The sequence below is a fragment of the Vibrio sp. MM46 genome, from assembly GCF_027587135.1.
GTDB lineage: Bacteria > Pseudomonadota > Gammaproteobacteria > Enterobacterales > Vibrionaceae > Vibrio > Vibrio harveyi.
The window spans coordinates 101,927-118,936 of the sequence record NZ_JAPPTO010000003.1 but is presented as its reverse complement, the minus strand read 5'-3'; the positions used below and the strand labels follow the sequence as shown (position 1 = coordinate 118,936).

16 protein-coding genes are annotated in these 17,010 nt (G+C 42.9%); 13 read left to right on the top strand and 3 right to left on the bottom strand.

What is annotated here, in order from left to right; all coding sequences use genetic code 11:
- Positions 1-25 precede the first annotated feature (25 nt).
- Entirely contained in the window at positions 26-2,116 is a 2,091-nt protein-coding gene (gene fusA, locus OH459_RS04385) for an elongation factor G (RefSeq protein ID WP_005449112.1), read from the top strand.
- Positions 2,117-2,236: 120 nt separating this feature from the next.
- On the opposite strand, the gene OH459_RS04380 is transcribed toward fusA, so the two are convergent.
- Entirely contained in the window at positions 2,237-3,166 is a 930-nt protein-coding gene (locus OH459_RS04380) for a LysR substrate-binding domain-containing protein (protein WP_269985986.1), read from the bottom strand.
- A 99-nt stretch (positions 3,167-3,265) separates the two neighbouring features.
- Between OH459_RS04380 and OH459_RS04375 the strand changes: the two genes are divergently transcribed.
- Complete coding sequence (locus OH459_RS04375; protein ID WP_050923260.1) at positions 3,266-3,475, top strand: DUF1127 domain-containing protein; 210 nt, start codon at positions 3,266-3,268, stop codon at positions 3,473-3,475.
- Positions 3,476-3,549: 74 nt separating this feature from the next.
- Here the strand turns inward: OH459_RS04375 and OH459_RS04370 are convergent, their stop codons facing one another.
- Together OH459_RS04370 and OH459_RS04365 are read right to left on the bottom strand one after the other, a co-directional pair.
- Positions 3,550-5,241 carry an AMP-binding protein gene (locus tag OH459_RS04370; RefSeq protein ID WP_005449101.1) on the bottom strand — a complete coding sequence of 564 codons (1,692 nt, stop codon included), beginning with the start codon at positions 5,239-5,241 and terminating at the stop codon, positions 3,550-3,552.
- Positions 5,242-5,394: 153 nt separating this feature from the next.
- Positions 5,395-6,120 (bottom strand): helix-turn-helix domain-containing protein, encoded by a 726-nt coding sequence (locus OH459_RS04365; protein WP_029790384.1) that lies wholly within the window; start codon positions 6,118-6,120, stop codon positions 5,395-5,397.
- A 314-nt stretch (positions 6,121-6,434) separates the two neighbouring features.
- Here OH459_RS04365 and OH459_RS04360 point away from each other — a divergent pair, with 314 nt between their 5' ends.
- The 11 genes from OH459_RS04360 (at position 6,435) to OH459_RS04310 (ending at position 16,963) form a co-directional block, all read left to right on the top strand.
- Complete coding sequence (locus OH459_RS04360; protein ID WP_038898346.1) at positions 6,435-6,623, top strand: Flp family type IVb pilin; 189 nt, start codon at positions 6,435-6,437, stop codon at positions 6,621-6,623.
- A 204-nt stretch (positions 6,624-6,827) separates the two neighbouring features.
- The gene (locus tag OH459_RS04355; RefSeq protein ID WP_038898347.1) at positions 6,828-7,370 is read left to right on the top strand and encodes an A24 family peptidase; all 543 of its coding nucleotides are present in this window, start codon (positions 6,828-6,830) and stop codon (positions 7,368-7,370) included.
- 43 nt (positions 7,371-7,413) lie between these two features.
- Entirely contained in the window at positions 7,414-8,739 is a 1,326-nt protein-coding gene (locus OH459_RS04350) for an AAA family ATPase (protein WP_050934612.1), read from the top strand.
- A gap of 15 nt (positions 8,740-8,754) precedes the next feature.
- Positions 8,755-9,501, top strand: coding sequence for a Flp pilus assembly protein CpaB (cpaB, locus tag OH459_RS04345; RefSeq protein WP_029790388.1), 747 nt, complete (start codon positions 8,755-8,757; stop codon positions 9,499-9,501).
- Between the two features lie 7 nt (positions 9,502-9,508).
- Positions 9,509-10,963 (top strand): type II and III secretion system protein family protein, encoded by a 1,455-nt coding sequence (locus OH459_RS04340; protein ID WP_029790389.1) that lies wholly within the window; start codon positions 9,509-9,511, stop codon positions 10,961-10,963.
- Positions 10,953-11,222 carry a hypothetical protein gene (locus OH459_RS04335; protein WP_038898349.1) on the top strand — a complete coding sequence of 90 codons (270 nt, stop codon included), beginning with the start codon at positions 10,953-10,955 and terminating at the stop codon, positions 11,220-11,222. Before OH459_RS04340 ends, OH459_RS04335 begins: the two co-directional genes overlap by 11 nt.
- A gap of 96 nt (positions 11,223-11,318) precedes the next feature.
- Positions 11,319-12,536, top strand: coding sequence for an AAA family ATPase (locus OH459_RS04330; protein WP_269985985.1), 1,218 nt, complete (start codon positions 11,319-11,321; stop codon positions 12,534-12,536).
- Between the two features lie 18 nt (positions 12,537-12,554).
- Positions 12,555-14,000, top strand: a complete 1,446-nt coding sequence (locus OH459_RS04325; protein ID WP_029790392.1) for a CpaF family protein — start codon at positions 12,555-12,557, stop codon at positions 13,998-14,000.
- A gap of 12 nt (positions 14,001-14,012) precedes the next feature.
- Positions 14,013-14,975 carry a type II secretion system F family protein gene (locus OH459_RS04320; RefSeq protein WP_029790393.1) on the top strand — a complete coding sequence of 321 codons (963 nt, stop codon included), beginning with the start codon at positions 14,013-14,015 and terminating at the stop codon, positions 14,973-14,975.
- A 3-nt stretch (positions 14,976-14,978) separates the two neighbouring features.
- The gene (locus OH459_RS04315; protein ID WP_029790394.1) at positions 14,979-15,953 is read left to right on the top strand and encodes a type II secretion system F family protein; all 975 of its coding nucleotides are present in this window, start codon (positions 14,979-14,981) and stop codon (positions 15,951-15,953) included.
- Positions 15,950-16,963 carry a tetratricopeptide repeat protein gene (locus tag OH459_RS04310; RefSeq protein WP_050582053.1) on the top strand — a complete coding sequence of 338 codons (1,014 nt, stop codon included), beginning with the start codon at positions 15,950-15,952 and terminating at the stop codon, positions 16,961-16,963. Before OH459_RS04315 ends, OH459_RS04310 begins: the two co-directional genes overlap by 4 nt.
- The last annotated feature ends 47 nt before the right edge of the window (positions 16,964-17,010 follow it).

The window sequence follows — 17,010 nt, the reverse complement described above, 5'->3', positions numbered from 1 at the left end:
TATACCTTATTAACAGAGTAAGACAATGACTGATTTATCAAAATACAGAAACATTGGTATTTTTGCTCACGTAGACGCGGGTAAAACTACCTCTACAGAGCGTATCCTAAAGCTAACTGGTAAGATCCATAAGATCGGTGACACTCACGACGGTTCAACTACTACTGACTTCATGGAGCAGGAAGCTGAGCGTGGTATCACAATCCAGTCTGCAGCAACAACTTGTTTCTGGAACGATCACCGTCTAAACATCATCGATACTCCTGGACACGTTGACTTCACTATCGAAGTTTACCGTTCTCTAAAAGTACTTGACGGTGGTATCGGTGTATTCTGTGGTTCTGGTGGTGTTGAGCCTCAGTCAGAAACTAACTGGCGTTACGCTGACGAATCACACGTATCTCGTCTGATCTTCGTTAACAAACTAGACCGTATGGGCGCAGACTTCTACAAAGTTGTTGACCAAGTACAAAACGTTCTAGGTGCTACTCCACTAGTAATGACTCTACCTATCGGTATCGAAGAAGATTTCGTAGGTGTTGTTGACGTACTAAGCCAACAAGCTTACGTATGGGACGAGTCTGGCCAGCCAGAGAACTACGAAGTTCAAGACATCCCTGCTGATCTAGTTGAGAAAGCGGCTGAATACCGTGAAATGCTAATCGAAACTGCTCTAGAGCAAGACGAAGATCTAATGATGGCTTACCTAGAAGAAGGCGAAGAGCCATCTCTAGAAGACATCAAACGTTGTATCCGTAAAGGTACACGTGACCTAGCATTCTTCCCAACTTACTGTGGTTCAGCGTACAAGAACAAAGGTATCCAACTTATTCTTGACGCGGTAGTAGATTACCTACCATCACCAACAGAAGTTGATCCACAGCCTCTAACAGATTCAGAAACTGGTGAGCCAACTGGCGAAGTAGCAAAAGTATCTGCAGACGAGCCACTAAAAGCGCTTGCGTTCAAGATCATGGACGACCGCTTCGGTGCTCTAACGTTTATCCGCGTTTACTCAGGCCGCATGAAGAAGGGTGACACAATCCTTAACTCTGCAACTGGTAAAACTGAGCGTATCGGCCGTATGGTTGAGATGCACGCAGACGAGCGTAACGAAATCGATTCAGCTCAAGCTGGTGACATCATCGCTGTAGTTGGTATGAAGAACGTTCAAACTGGTCACACTCTATGTGATCCTAAGCACGAATGTACTCTAGAACCAATGATCTTCCCAGATCCAGTAATCTCTATCGCAGTTAAGCCTAAAGATAAAGGCGGCAGCGAGAAGATGGGTATCGCGATCGGTAAGATGGTTGCAGAAGATCCATCATTCCAAGTAGAGACTGATGAAGAATCTGGCGAAACTATCCTACGTGGTATGGGTGAACTTCACCTAGATATCAAAGTAGATATCCTAAAACGTACTTACGGCGTTGAGCTAGAAGTAGGTGCTCCTCAAGTTGCTTACCGTGAAACAATCACTCAAGCAATCGAAGACAGCTACACGCACAAGAAGCAGTCTGGTGGTTCTGGTCAGTTCGGTAAGATCGACTACCGTATCAAACCAGGCGAAACTGGTTCAGGCTTCACGTTCAAGTCAACAGTTGTTGGTGGTAACGTACCTAAAGAATTCTGGCCTGCAGTAGAGAAAGGCTTCGCTAGCATGATGGAACACGGTGTTCTAGCTGGCTTCCCAACTCTAGACGTAGAAGTTGAACTATTCGACGGTGGCTTCCACGCAGTTGACTCTTCAGCTATCGCTTACGAAATCGCTGCTAAAGGCGCATTCCGTCAGTCTATGCCTAAAGCTGGCGCGCAACTTCTTGAGCCAATCATGAAAGTTGACGTGTTCACTCCAGAAGATCACGTTGGTGACGTAATCGGTGACCTTAACCGTCGTCGTGGTATGATCAAAGACCAACAAGCTGGTACTACTGGCGTACGTATCAAGGGTGATGTACCTCTATCAGAAATGTTCGGTTACATCGGTACTCTACGTACTATGACTTCTGGCCGTGGTCAGTTCTCTATGGAGTTCTCACACTACTCGCCATGTCCAAACAACGTTGCTGAGCAAGTAATTGCTGACGTTAAAGAGCGTAACGCTAAGAAGTAATTCTTAAGTTAACTCTGTAAGACATCAAAGCCCCGCCTAGTGCGGGGCTTTTTACTATCTAGCATCTGTTTACTTGTCTATCTGAACGGAGCTGGTGTTTTCCAAAATTTATTGCTTACTTCATTCTTCTTTTAATTGAATCGTTTCAAAGTCTCGAACGGTACTGCGTTCAAATTCAGCAATCTCTTCTTTTATCCATTGACTAAATAACTGTGTTTTTTGACGCTTCAAATATCCTGTCGGCGCGCAAAGGTAATAGGCATACTTAGGCTGAATGCCTATGTCACCAATTCTTACCAGTTTTCCTTCTTGGATGTATCGATAAGCCAAGCTGTGCTTGACCAACGCTACGCCTTGTAACGAAAGAGCACCTTCTAAAACCAAATGCGAGCCACTGTACTTGAGTGTTGGTTTTGCCGCTTTATGACCTAATGTGTTGAGCCACATATTCCAGTCTAAGTCCGGCCATAAGTCTTCGATCAACTCCGCTTTATTTAAATCTTGGACGCTGGAGATACCATGTTCTTTTTGGTAGATGGGATGGCAGGCAGGGTAGAAGACTTCATCCATCAGCCATTGTGATTCCAGATTCGGGTAGTATCCATGACCATAACGGACACAGAGATCTATCTGGCTATCTTGAAATGAAACCAGTTCATTCGTTGGCTCCATGAGTAGCGAGATATCTGGATGTCGTTGTCGAAATGCAGCAATCCTTGGTACTAACCAATGATGAGCAAAAGAAGGCAGTGTTGAGATGGAGAGATGATTTGGGTTGGGATCTTGGTTAATTAATCGCACACCCTGTTGGAGGTGATTGAAACCTCGTTCGGCTTGGGCAAACAGCAAGTCGCCTTCTGCGGTGAGCAGTATCTTTCGATGTTGGCGCACAAACAAGTCGGTACCCAGAAATTCTTCCAATTGACGTATCTGTTGGCTAATCGCTGCTGGTGTGACAAATAAGTATTTGGCAGCCGCTTTAAAACTGCCTTCCTTTGCCGCGATGTAGAAATAATACAGCCCTTGTAGCGGAGGCATGCGTTCTTTCACATTAGTTTTCCTTAACTCAATGTCAGATTCTATCGTTTGAGAATAACAGGGTAGTCACTGATTATTAAGTGGTCAATGTGAATGAATCAAGGAGGGTATATGAACAATGCAACGCAAACCTGTGGTCACCTAGCATCGAAGCCACGCAAGAGCTTAGTTCAGTATATCTTTTCTAAATTAGCCGTATGGAGAAAAAACTACCGTACACGCCGTCATTTGTCTGAGTTACCTCCCCACCTTTTGGATGATATCGGCTACAACGAAACTGAAGTCCAAAAGGAAATTCAGAAACCATTTTGGCGTGATTGATCATCGTCCAAAATGAAAAACGCTCCCTTTATGGGAGCGTTTGAATTGTTGGTTCTCGGAGTGTGAGTAAGAGATTATAAATCTTCTTCCCATACAACCAGTTCACCTTTTGGCCAGTTGTGTCCGATTTCATGATATTTCTGCTCAAGAACGTGGCGTTTGATCTTCAAGGTCGGCGTTAGAATGCCGTTTTCAATACTCCACGGGTCTTGGATCATCAATACCCCTTTGATTTGCTCGTGCGATTCAAGTTCTTGGTTCATGCGAGCGACAACCTTGCGTGTGGTGCGGGCGTAACGTTCTTTATCAAAGTTCGGGAAGTCATGTGGCACAACTAATAAAATGGGTGCTGGCAAGCCTAAGCCGATCAAACACATCATTTCGACGCGGCTATACTCAAACAGTTTCTTCTCGATAGGAACCGGAGCAACAAACTTACCTTTGGCAGTTTTGAAGGTGTCTTTTTTACGACCTTGAATGGTGAGGTAACCATCCGCATCTATTGAACCGATGTCACCAGTATGAAGCCATCCTTCTGAGTCAAACGACTCTTGTGTCGCGATGTCATTTTTGTAGTAGCCAGAGAACAGCCCTTTGCCGCGAACCATGATCTCATCATCGTCAGCGATCTTAAGTTCAATACCTGGTCCGGCATTGCCCACAGAGCCAATCTTATCGGCGCGGAATGGGTAGTTTAGTGTGCTGTAGGCGAAAGACTCTGTCATCCCCCAAGCTTCAGTGATGTTTAGACCAACACTGCGGTACCACTCAAGCAGTGCTGGCGACACTGGGGCAGAACCACAACCAAGGACGCGGGCTTGATCTAAGCCGAGACCATCCGCCAATTTCTTCTTAATCAGTGAATTAACGAATGGGATCTTCAGCAGAATATTGAGCTTTTTCTGAGGAAGTTTGTCTTGAATACGTTGCTGGAACAGCGTCCACAATCGCGGTACAGAGATGAAGAGTGTCGGGCGATGCATTTTGACATCTTCAATGAAAGTATCGAGTGACTCAGGGAAAGCCGTCGTTACGCCACCCATAATCGATGAACCGAAGATGTAAACTCGTTCTGTGATATGAGCGAGTGGTAAATAAGAGAACAATCGATCGTTTTCTTGGATGCCAATGTGATTGATCAGTTGTTGAACAGACCAACTGAACGCGCCGTATGTCAGCATTGCCCCTTTCGGCAGCCCTGACGTACCTGAGGTGTACACGAGAGACATAAGCTTGTCATCATGGTGTTGTGGACGCTCTGCGCTTGGCTCTACGTCGGCAATAATCTCAGTAAACTGATATTGGCATTTCGGCGCAGTATCGTAAGGAAGTGCAATGCTAATTAAATCTGGCATTGAATCGATCACTTGTTGCGTTGCCGCTGGATCATCTAACTTACCGCCAATCAGTGCTTTACTTTCGCTGTGGGTAACACAGTACTCAATGGTGTCAGCGCCAGCTGTCGGGAAAATTGGCACACTCACGTAGTCGCCAAGCATCATGGCTAAATCGCAGATAAACCATTCGGCACAGTTCTTCGAAACCAATGCGACTTTTTCACCGGGTTGAACCCCCAAGTTGCGCAGAGCGGTAACCAATTTAAGCGCCTTATCGGCGACCTCGGCATAAGTAAATTCAACAAACTGTCGATTAATGATTTGTTTTAAGTAAACCTCATTTGGGCGTTCCTCTGCCCATTTAAGGATCATTTCATTTGGCGGCGGGAGAGCGCAACCAGCGGTCTGTTCTAGGTTAGGCTGATTCATTGTAGATGACTCCATGTCTTCTCTCGTTTGTATTTATAGTTGTTAAAACATTGTTAACTTTAGCATGTTAAATCATTATACGGGAATGCATTTTGATGAAATCTGTGGGAAAGGTTACGTTAGAGAAGGCAAAGTTGCCCAAGTCGTCATTCTTTAAAACTGTTGCCGATAGCTTGCGGGTGAAAGTCCGGTTTTCTTTTTGAAGATGCGAGAAAAATACGAGACGTCACGGTAGCCGCATTGATACGCAATATAGGCAATTTTCATTGAGTCTTCTTCTGTAAGCATTTTCTTGGCAAGAGAGATGCGCTTTTCCGTGATGTAATCGCGAAAACACATTCCAACTTTTCGGTGAAAGAGTTTAGAAAAGTAATTCGGGGAATAATGGCAAAGTGCTGCGGCTTCTTCCTCTCTTAGATCTTTGTGTGCATTGTTCGCGATATAGCTAACTACATCAGAAAAGTTAGGCTTGCCATTTTTCTTTAATACTAAATCACCTGAAAGTACTGCTTCACTAGACATGGTGGTGGAAAAGTATCTGAGCTTTATCTGTGACAACCATTCTGAAGCATTATTTGATTCAACGTGATAGTACTCAGCTGTAATGTGTTCAGGTGGGAGAGTGATGGGATTGGTCTTGTCGTGGATCACGAGTAACTTTTTATCAAGGTTCTCGCAAAGAGTAATTATGCTCTTATGTAAATGCTCATGCTTTGGCTCAGCATAGTAAAAGAAGTGGGTGAACTCTTTGTCGCTTAGGATTGAAATGTCGTTATAACTTTCGATAACAGAGAAAAAGGTTAGAAGCTCTGAGCGAAAAGTGCTCGGGAGAGATTCAACAGTTTTACCGAGCCAGTATGCCTTAACCTGTTCTTCCATAATGATTCCATGAATTGTGAACTTTATACAATTTGAGCCGTAAAACTAAAATTAGATCTCTATTCCTGAGATCAAAAAACTCAACCTTTCGTTTATTAAGCTTAGGCTTATATAAATAGACTTCAAGTGTGAAAGGTGTCACATATCTTGCTTGGTTTGTCTCAAATTTGCTACACATGCACTTTGTAGGCGTCTCTAGCAAGAAAGTGCTAGTGCTTGGCAAAAAAGTCCTACCCAAAATGAAAATCGCCCTCTAAGTTTTAAAGGACAGGTAATTGACCTGTTTATCAAGTTAAGACAAGGGAGTGATTGTCATGAGCAAATTTGTAGATAGCTGCAAAGCTTTTTTGAAAGATGAAGAAGGTTTAACTGTTATCGAATACGTAATCGGCGCGGCGATGCTTGTATTCGGTTTATCGACTATTTTCGGGGGCATTAGTAGTACATTGAGCACCAAGCTTGGCAATATTGTAAGTGCTATCTCTTCGAGCTCAGCTCCGTAGAAATATTAAACCATTGACCAAGAAACTAGTTGTGGCTAATTCACACTACTATAAACAGAAAGGTTTGACTGTTGTTGAATATATAATTGGGGCAGCTTTATTAGTTTTCTTCCTAAGTGTTGCTTTCGCAAGCTTGTGGGTGGATTTAGCTAATACAGTCGGCTCAATAATATCAATGATATAAAGAGGGGATAGAGCAAAAGTATGGATATTTATGCTCCTTTTTGGGTTGTTATGATTATGATTGCTATCAATGATATACGATGGCATAGAATACATAATAACCTACTCATTCTTTTGCTTCTATTTCTTGTTGTTAAACTCTTGATTCCACCAATTGATTACAATGAAATATTGTATTCAATGTATGGTGCGATTGCCCTTTTTGTTTTTGGGTTAATTTTATTTTTTCTCAGAGCGATGTCTGCGGGCGACGTAAAACTTTTATTTGTTGTTGGTGCATATGTTGGTTGGGGTAATCTTGTTGAATCCAGTGTATATATTGTTGTTGCTGGTGGGATAGTCGGATCGTTATATCTTTTCTACAGTATTTCTCAAAGCGGAGAGCAAGTGAGTTTTTTGGCAAAAAACTACTTTTTTAATCGATGGATACTGAGAGGAATAGAAAGTCAAAAAGAGAAAGGATCTACTAACCTTCATACCCACGTGAGATACAAGAATAATTTAACAATGCCTTTTGCTCCATCAGTGGTTATTGGACTCGCTATGTTTAGTTACTTTCATTAAAGATTAACAGTCTGGATTAATCTATTTTATTCGAGGGATCTCCATGGATATTCGAAAAAAACTGCATTCTGGAGACTTGACCCCTCACATTGATCCTATTCCTGTACCAACCTCGTGTGACGCTTTAGGCGTGCCTGAGGCCGTTGTAGAAAACCTGGTATTAAAACATTTGGCAGCCTATCCCAAATCTGATTTGCTTGAATTGTCTAAGCTTTTAGGGGTTGTCATAGGCGTTGTTGAAACAGTTCTTGCAACGTTGAGAGCTCGCTCAGAGATCGAAGTTTTTCAACCTAGTGAACATGGCTTTCAAGCCAGCATTTCTCACAATCACATTCGTTATTCGTTGTCTGAGAAAGGACGAAAGGCAGCAGAAATTGCTTTTGTGAAAGACCCTTATCTTGGACCTGTGCCAGTATCTCTTGCGCACTATTGTGAAATCGTCGAGGCGCAAGACTTACGATCGAAAGCGATCTCTAGGCAAGCGGTAGAGAGCGCACTCAGTGATGTATATGGTGCAGACCGTTTAGTGCCTTTGCTGGGACCCGCTATTAACTCTGGTCGTGCAATGTTGCTATATGGAGAAGCTGGTACGGGTAAAACGTTTGTCGCTTCTAAGATTATCAATGCATTAAATACCTCAGTCTATATTCCTTTTGCGGTATATGCTTTAGGTAATGTGATCAAAGTGTTCTCGCCTCAGCATCATGTCAAAGTTGAAGGGCATTTCGAAGAAGCAGAATTTCTATATAAAAAGCAATATGACAATCGCTGGGTGTTGTGTGAACGTCCAAATATTCAAGTCGGAGGCGAACTTACTCTGGATATGTTGGAAGTGAACCATTCAGAGCACAACAGAGTTTGGTTGGCGCCACTGCAGATGATGGCGAATAACGGTATTTTGGTGATTGATGACCTAGGACGACAGCCTGTTCCAGTGGATGCTCTACTTAATCGTTGGATTGTGCCAATGGAATATTTTTTCGACCAATTTTCATTGCCAAATGGTCAACAAATTACTGCGCCATTTATTTTAAATCTGGCATTTTCTACTAACTTTACGCCAGAGAAAATAAGCGACCCTGCCTTTCTAAGAAGGCTTGGGTACAAAATTAAATTCGATCCTATTCTTAAAGATGAATATCAAGAATTGTGGTTGAAAACAGCAAAACAGAAAGCATTAGAATTAGAGAGTGATGCTTTAGATACGGTACTAAATCTACATCAAAAAAATAAGGTTGCGTTTTATCCCTGTTTACCGAAAGACCTGGTGGGAATCAGCCAAGATATGATCAAATTTGAGGAATATTCACCAATTATAACGTCAGAAATATTGGAGAGGGCGTGGAAGGTGTATTTTACCGAGGATTAATAGAGGACAAGGAAAATGGGAAGTAAACAGGTGTTTTTACTACTTATTTTGTCAGTGATATTTGGGTTGGGGGCGGTCTTTTTTGCTAAACAGTGGCTTGAAGCAAATCAAAAGCCAACCGTTCAGATTGAAGAAATTGAGCGTCATCCTGTTGTCGTGGCGGCGACTGAAATTCCCGCAGGTACTGTCGTCCAAGACAAAGACTTAACTCTAAAACTGATGGAAAAAGATTGGATAAACGAAAACAACTACACAGATAAAAGTGAGCTAGTAGGACAAGTTGTTGCGAATACGATTTACGAAGATGAGGTGGTTCACCGTCTCAGGTTCACATTGCCCGGAGAGGGCGTCACATTGGCTTCGTTAATCCCAGAAGACAAACGAGCAGTTACTATCAGGGTAGATGATGTTATTGGTGTTGCCGGTTTTCTATTGCCTGGGAATAAGGTCGATATTTTAAATACGATCCAGTACCAAAAAAATATTGTTAACACGTCTACAGTGCTTAAGAACATTAGGGTGCTTGCGGTAGACCAAACCTCTCGTTCAGAAGAAAACTCTCCAGTCATTGTTCGTGCTGTCACGCTAGAAGTTAGCCCAAAAGAGGCTGAAAAACTGATGACGGCTCAATCAAAAGGTGGACTGCAATTGGCGTTGAGAAATCCACATGCTGTGGACAAGAAAGTGCGCCGTTATGTTCCAAAACCGAGCGTAACCATCATTAGAGGTACGGAGACGTCTAATATTAGAGTGAGCAATTGAGGTTAATATGAACAAAATAATAACGTATTTGATTGCCTTATGTTGTTTCTCATTTGGGGCATATGGAGCTGCACCGACAGGAAAAACCGTCGTTGTACCTCATCACAAATCCACACATGTTGTCCTGTCTGGTAAGGCAAGAAAAGTATCTTTGGGCGATCCTGAGGTACTTGATATCGTCATGCTTCGCTCGAACGAAGTGTTTTTGATTGGTAAAAAACTTGGCGCTACAAATCTTATGGCGTGGGATTCCAGAGGACAATTGATTGAATCCATTAATGTTGAAGTAACTCATGATTTAAACAGTTTAAAAGCCAAACTTTACGAGTTTCTTCCTGATGAAAAAATCGAAGTCCATAGCGCTCAAAATCGCGTTGTTTTAAGTGGCTTAGTCAGTAATCAAGCCAGAATGAACACCGCGATGAGGATTGCTGAAAGTTATTCGGGTGGGCGATCCGTTGATAAGGAAAAAGGCTCATCGAATGAAGTTGTAGAAGATACTGGTGTTATCAACCTGATGGCGATTGGTGGTGCGCAGCAAGTGATGCTAGAGGTTACTGTTGCCGAAGTTCAAAGAAGCTTAGTAAAGAAATTTGATGCTAACTTCCATTTCTTCCAGACATCGGGCTCTAATTTCTCTTGGGGGGCGACTGCCGGACCTGGTGGTGTATTCAATGGAACGCCTATCTTTGATATTCCCGTTGCGAGCGATTATGGGCTGTTAGGCTCGTTTATTGATGGAAATACCTTGTTTTCTTTTGCACTAGATATAGCAAAACAAAATGGTGTGGCGAAAGTATTGGCAGAACCTAACCTCACTGCACTGAGTGGTTCCAAAGCCGAGTTTCTCGCTGGTGGGGAGTTCCCAATTCCTGTTCCTGACGATGACGGTATCGTCATTGAGTACAAAGAATATGGTGTTGGTTTGAAGTTCATTCCTACCGTTCTTAGCGACAAAAAAATCAATTTAAACATGGCTGTTGATGTCAGTGAGATTGCAAACGGCAGTTCATTAACTATTGATCCTACTGAAACCAATGCGACCTATTTTATCCCTCCAATTACCCGACGTAGTGCATCATCGACACTTGAGCTTGCCGACGGACAAACTATTGGGATTGCGGGTCTATTAAGTGAAAACGCTCGAGATATCAGTAATAAGATGCCGGGATTTGGAGACATTCCGGTACTGGGCCAATTGTTTAACAGTCAAGAGTTTGTCTCTGGTGAAACTGAACTAGTGATCCTTGTTACACCTCGCCTTGCCACTCCTATAGATAGAGAGCGTGTCACTTTACCAACCGATGCATTCGTTACTCCGAATGACTTCGAGTACTACTTATTAGGACGAGGGGCTTATCTAGACTTACCACAATCAGAGTCTATTCAGCGTCAAGAAGAGGATAGCGTGGTCATTCAAGTTGATGGCGGCAGTGAGGGGGTATTTGGACATGACTTATAAAACAACAAGATGGATTGCGCCAGTGTTTGTCTCTGCGATATTAGTTTTATCAGGATGCAGCCATAACGAACCTCTCGGAGAGTCGGTAACCAATCTAAGAACATTGCAAACTTATAACCCTTCAGCGACGCAAGAAAACATGGGGCTCGTACCTGAAGGTGTTGGTGAAAAGATGCAGCAGTCTTACGACCAATATGTTGGCAAGGATACGGATGATCTATCTACACGCTCAAGCAAAGTGCTTGAGGAGTTTAATTAAACGAGTGACGGTAGAGCGTACTAATCGAATAAAAAGAACAAGCAAAGACGTCGTGATTTTTTATGAAGCATACGCACCAGTATGGAAGGGTGAGTTATGGGTGAAACCGTTTTTATGCAGCCGGAAAGTGAGCCAACAACCAATAGATTGAAGACAAATTTGAAAGTGTGGGTAGTGTATTCGAGTGAAGCATTTCATCTTCATATGAAGTCTGAACTCGCTAAATGCCGTAACTTACATCTCGACTTTTGCTCTTTGAATAACGTTAGCGAAACCTTTTTACACAACCTTGCTGCACCAGATCTTATCTTCGTCGAAGCTGGTGATGGTTGGGCGCAAAAGATGCAAGAGATGCAGCAATACAACTTCTCTTGGGGCGAGCACGAATCATCATTAATCGTTTTTGGTGATGAAGGTGATAGCGAGATACTCAGAACTGCTCTGCGTATCGGCGCCAGTGATTTTCTGTCTCGGGAGATTACCATCTCGGGCATGATGCCGATGCTAGAGAAAACGGCAACCCAGAAATTGGACAGCTTGTCTTTTGGGGAGTTGTTTCTTTTTATCAATTCGAAAGGTGGTATGGGGGCGACAACGCTGGCGCTTAATTCTGCAATTGAACTTGCCAGTTACCACCAAAATAAAGTTTTGCTGCTCGATATCGATCTGCAGTTTGGTGTCATTCCTGACTATTTAAATGTTCAGCCTGCCTACAGCATTTCGGATGCCATCGCGATATCGAAAGACCTCGATGAGGTGTCTCTCGGTTCTCTCGTTCATAAACATGAATCTGGCTTACATATACTCAGCTTTAAGCATGAAAATTTAGCTGATGATTTTGAGCAGGCAAAAAGAATAGGTCGGTTATTACCGATATTAAGGCGTTTTTATCCTTACACCATTATTGATCTGTCGCGAGGAGTTGATCATGTGTTTGCATCGACCATTGCTCCTGCGACGCGCGTTTTTTTGGTTGCTCAGCAAAATTTAGTGTCGGTAAGAAACAGTGCAAGATTACTGAACTCCCTCGCTTTTGAGTATGGATTGCAAAAAGAGATCATCGAAGTGATCGTCAATCGATATGAAAAAAGACAAAGCATCAAGATCGGAGACATCGAACATGCACTCAAAGGGCAGCAGCTTCATCTGGTACCAAATGATTTTAAAGTGGCAATCGACAGCGCCAATTTAGGTAAGCCATTTGTGAGTACTAAAAAAAGAAGCTTTATTACCCGCTCCATTATCGACTTTTCTCACAAAATCGTACCCCCTGAAAAAGTGGAAAAAGGCTGGTTTAGCAAGCTGTTTTCATAGGGAACTTGGGAGATAACGATGTTCTTTAAACGTAAAAATTTAAACCCTGACTTCGAGCATAAAGCGAATTTAGAGGACGACAAAACGAAAGCACTAGAAGGGGTTGAACCTTCTCAGGAGACTGCGAGTGTTGATAAGAAGCTTGAAGCCCAGCAAGCTAAAGAACAAGCCATTGAAGAGGCAAAACGAGCCTTGGAACAAGAGCTAGCGGTTAAGCACTATTACCACAAACAACTGTTAGAAACATTGGACTTGGGATTGCTCTCGAATTTAGGTCAGGAACAGGCGAAGAAAGATCTGCATGAAGCCATTCTTCAAATGATGAATGATGATCCTTCACAAGCGCTCAGCGCTGAAGGCCGAAAGCGAGTTATAAAACAAATTGAAGACGAAGTATTTGGCTTAGGCCCTTTGGAGCCTCTACTCAGTGATGACACGGTTTCTGATATTTTGGTTAATGGAGCCAAGAATGTTTTTGTAGAGCGTAGGGGTAAACTTGAGAAGACCCCCTACACATTTCTTGATGATCGCCATCTGCGGAACATCATTGATAGGATTGTGAGCCAAGTAGGGCGCCGAATCGATGAATCTTCCCCTATGGTTGATGCGCGCTTACTTGATGGCTCTCGCGTCAATGCCATTATCCCTCCTTTGGCGCTTGATGGTCCCTCCGTGTCTATTCGACGCTTTGCCGTTGAACGACTCAAAATGTCGAACTTTTTAGACTTTGGCACGCTCTCACCGCAAATGGCGACATTTGTTGAGGCAGCGGTAGAAGGCGAACTGAACATTCTTATTTCTGGTGGTACAGGTTCAGGTAAAACCACAACCTTAAACATCCTATCTGGTTACATCCCAAGAGATGAACGTATCATCACAATTGAAGATTCCGCCGAGCTTCAACTTCAACAACCTCATGTTATTCGTCTAGAAACTCGACCTGCAAACCTAGAAGGAAAAGGCGAGATAGGGCAGCGTGAGCTAGTGAAAAACTCCCTGCGTATGCGCCCAGATAGAATTGTAGTTGGTGAGGTTCGTGGTAGTGAAGCCGTGGATATGTTAGCTGCAATGAATACAGGTCATGACGGCTCACTGACGACCATACATGCTAACTCACCAAGAGATGCATTAAGTCGAATTGAGAATATGTTCTCAATGGCTGGTTGGAATATCTCGACAAAGAATATCCGCTCGCAGATTGCCTCCGCGATTCACTTGGTCATTCAAATGGAAAGACAAGAAGATGGTCGACGTCGCATGGTGAGTGTGCAAGAGATCAACGGCATGGAAGGAGAAGTGATCACCATGTCAGAAATCTTTAAGTTTGAGCGTCAGGGGCTTGATAGTGAAGGTAATGTGCTTGGACACTTCGTTGCCACAGGAGTGGTTCCACAAGCACATGATGCTCTAGCAAAAAGAGGGTTTAACTTACCGTTTGAACTCTTTACCGATGAGCATAGCTAGAGGAGATCTATCATGGATGAAGTTACGATTTCACTCATCTTGCTCTTTGCTGCGGTATTACTGATTTCTCAAGCATTACTGCTTCCTGTTGTAGGTAAGAAAAGTAAGCACCGAGAGCTGTCTAACAGGCTCAAGCAGAACCGAAATGTAGATGAACAAAGTTTATCTTTACTTAAAGAACACTACCGAAAAGAGCTCTCCCCAACGGATCAATTCTTAGTTCGTTTTTCCTTCTTCGCCGATATAAGAAGAGTCATTGAACTAGCAGGTTTGAAGGTTGGCGTCGCAAGTTTTTTGATGACCGTTGTATTAGTGGGCTTCGCCTTTTCCCTTGTTGGCATCATGCTCAAACAGGAATGGTATATCTGCGTTGCGCTTTTCTTCCTATCTATGTCTGGTGCTTACTTTTACGTACAAAGAAGAGTTGAAAAGCGATTAGCCCTTTTTGAAGAGCAGTTACCGGAAGCCTTGGATATTATTCGCCGTTCGTTACAAGGTGGACAGCCTCTCGTTAAAGCATTTCGAGAAGTTGGAGAAGAGATGTCACCACCTATCAGTATCGAATTTCAAAACACGTACAACTTGCTTAATTTTGGTTATGACCTGCGTTTAGCGATTTTACAGATGGCGGAACGAGTGCCAACGATCTCCATGCTGGCTTTTTCTAGTGCCGTGTTATTGCAAAAAGAGACTGGGGGGAATCTAACAGAGAACCTGCAAAATGTATCTCAAGTGCTACGAGCAAGATTTAAGCTAGAACGAAAAATAAAAACCTTGTCTGCAGAGAGTCGCTTATCCGCATGGATACTCACCTTATCTCCCTTTATTTTGTTCTTAGGTCTGAAGATTTTTAACCCAGAATATATCGAACCTTTGTATGCCGATCCTCGGGGTTTAAACATGATCAGCATCGGCGTGATCCTACTTGCAATTGGTGCTGTTTGGATAAAGAAAATTGTCAGTATCGAGATATAAATTATGGAATATTTGAACCTAACATATTGGCAAAATATGATATTGAACTTCGATACTAATGCTCAATATCTGTTTTATGGGCTTGTTCTGCTAACCACAATGGCGTTTACGTTCACTGTAGGTTTTATTGTTTTTGGTCTTCGTTCTCCGTTAGATAAGCGTGTTCGAGATATTAATACTTCAGGCAATACTGGCAAAGACACAACAGCGGCTAAGTTTGCTCACACGTTAGATTCACTCAGCCCTTACATTGCTCAGGGTAGTGAAAAGGAGAAAGAAACCTACATACAGAAACTGATGCATGCTGGATTTCATAATAAGAGTGCCTTGTCAGTGTTTTACGCACTGAAAGGACTTTCTGCTTTGCTTGGTTTGATCATTGCGTTTGGCATTTACTATTTAGATATTGGTGGTTCGTTTCAGAACTTGTTCATTATTACCGCTGTGTTTATTGGCGTTTTCTTACCGAACATATTGTTAGAGCATATGAAAAAGGAGCGTCAGAGAAAAATACGCAATGGTGTACCAGATGCTTTAGACCTGTTGGTTGTATGTACAGAATCAGGTTTGGGTTTTAACGCAGCATTAAACAGGGTAACAAGGGAGTTGTACGTTTCTCATCCGGAATTTGCAGATGAGCTCGATACCGTGTGTACCAAAATACAAGCAGGGGTCACGATGCCAGATGCCCTCGCTCAGTTAGTTTCTAGAACTGGGCTGGTGGAGCTGTCTGGTTTGGTCTCTGTGTTAACCCACGCGGCTAAAATCGGTGGTAGTTTGGGGGAGACCTTACGTTCCTATACCGACGATTTTAGAGATAAACGACAACAAGCAGCAGAAGAAATTGCCGCTAAGATTCCTACAAAAATGCTGTTCCCAATGTTGCTGTTTATTTGGCCATGTTTTTTCATTGTTGCACTAGGACCAGGCATCTTGATTGTCCTTGATGCACTGTCTGCACCAGGAGCAAGTCTATGAATAACCTAAAACTTACGACCCTAACTCTGTGCATATCGTTAGCGACCGTCGGATGTACGAGCTCACCAGAGCCAAGCGATGATTTCAATGCTGCGCTGTATTCGGGCAAGCCAATAGATAGCTTGTCCAGTGATGCTCCGCCATCAACCGAGAAAGAAGCTATTATGCGAGGTGATGTTGCACTACGAGAGCAGAATTTAGACCTTGCACTGTACGAATACATTCGGTCGTTGAGTTATCCAGAAAAGCAGTACCATGACAAAACACTCATGACGATAGGGCAAATACACGTAGCGCGTCAAAATGATCAACTGGCAGAAAAGGCGTTTCTCGCGTCAATTGAAAACAATCCTGAAAATGCAGCTGCCATGGCAGAGTTGGGGCTGCTGTATTCGAAGCAAGGAAGAATGAACGATGCGAAGAAGTATTTTGTCCAAGCGATAAATCAAGACCAAAAACGATTGAACTCTAGCACCACTGTGAGTGATTCCAATAGCATTGAGACGATACGGTCGCTTGCCATTGATAGTAGCTCGCCTGCTGTTGCTTATATGGGGCTAGGGGTCTTTTCTGATGTCAAAAGAAAGCACGATATTGCGCAAGAGTTTTTCAAGAAATGTTTAGAAGCTAATCCAACCTCAATTAAAGGGTTAGTTAATATGGGCTATTCACGTTACATGAGTGGTGATTATGCAAGTGCAAAACGTGTGACCGCTACGGCTCTTCAATATGACCCAGACAATGAGCGAGCAATTAATAATCTGGCATTGATTTATCTTGCAAGGGGAGAAAGCCAGCGTGCATTGAGCCTTTTCAAGCGTCAAATGTCAGATGCTGAAGCACTCAATAATGTCGGTTATTTCTTAATGCTTCAAGGTAAACCTGATGAAGCCATTCCGTACCTTCAGCAAGCGATTGACAAGAAACCATCCTATTACAAAGTAGCGAACGAAAACCTTGCTCGAGCATTAACTGAAGTGAGAAAGAAAGATAAACCAGCGGCGTGGTAAGTCGCTATTTTTGATTTATCCTACTTTTGGATTATGAACATAAAAAA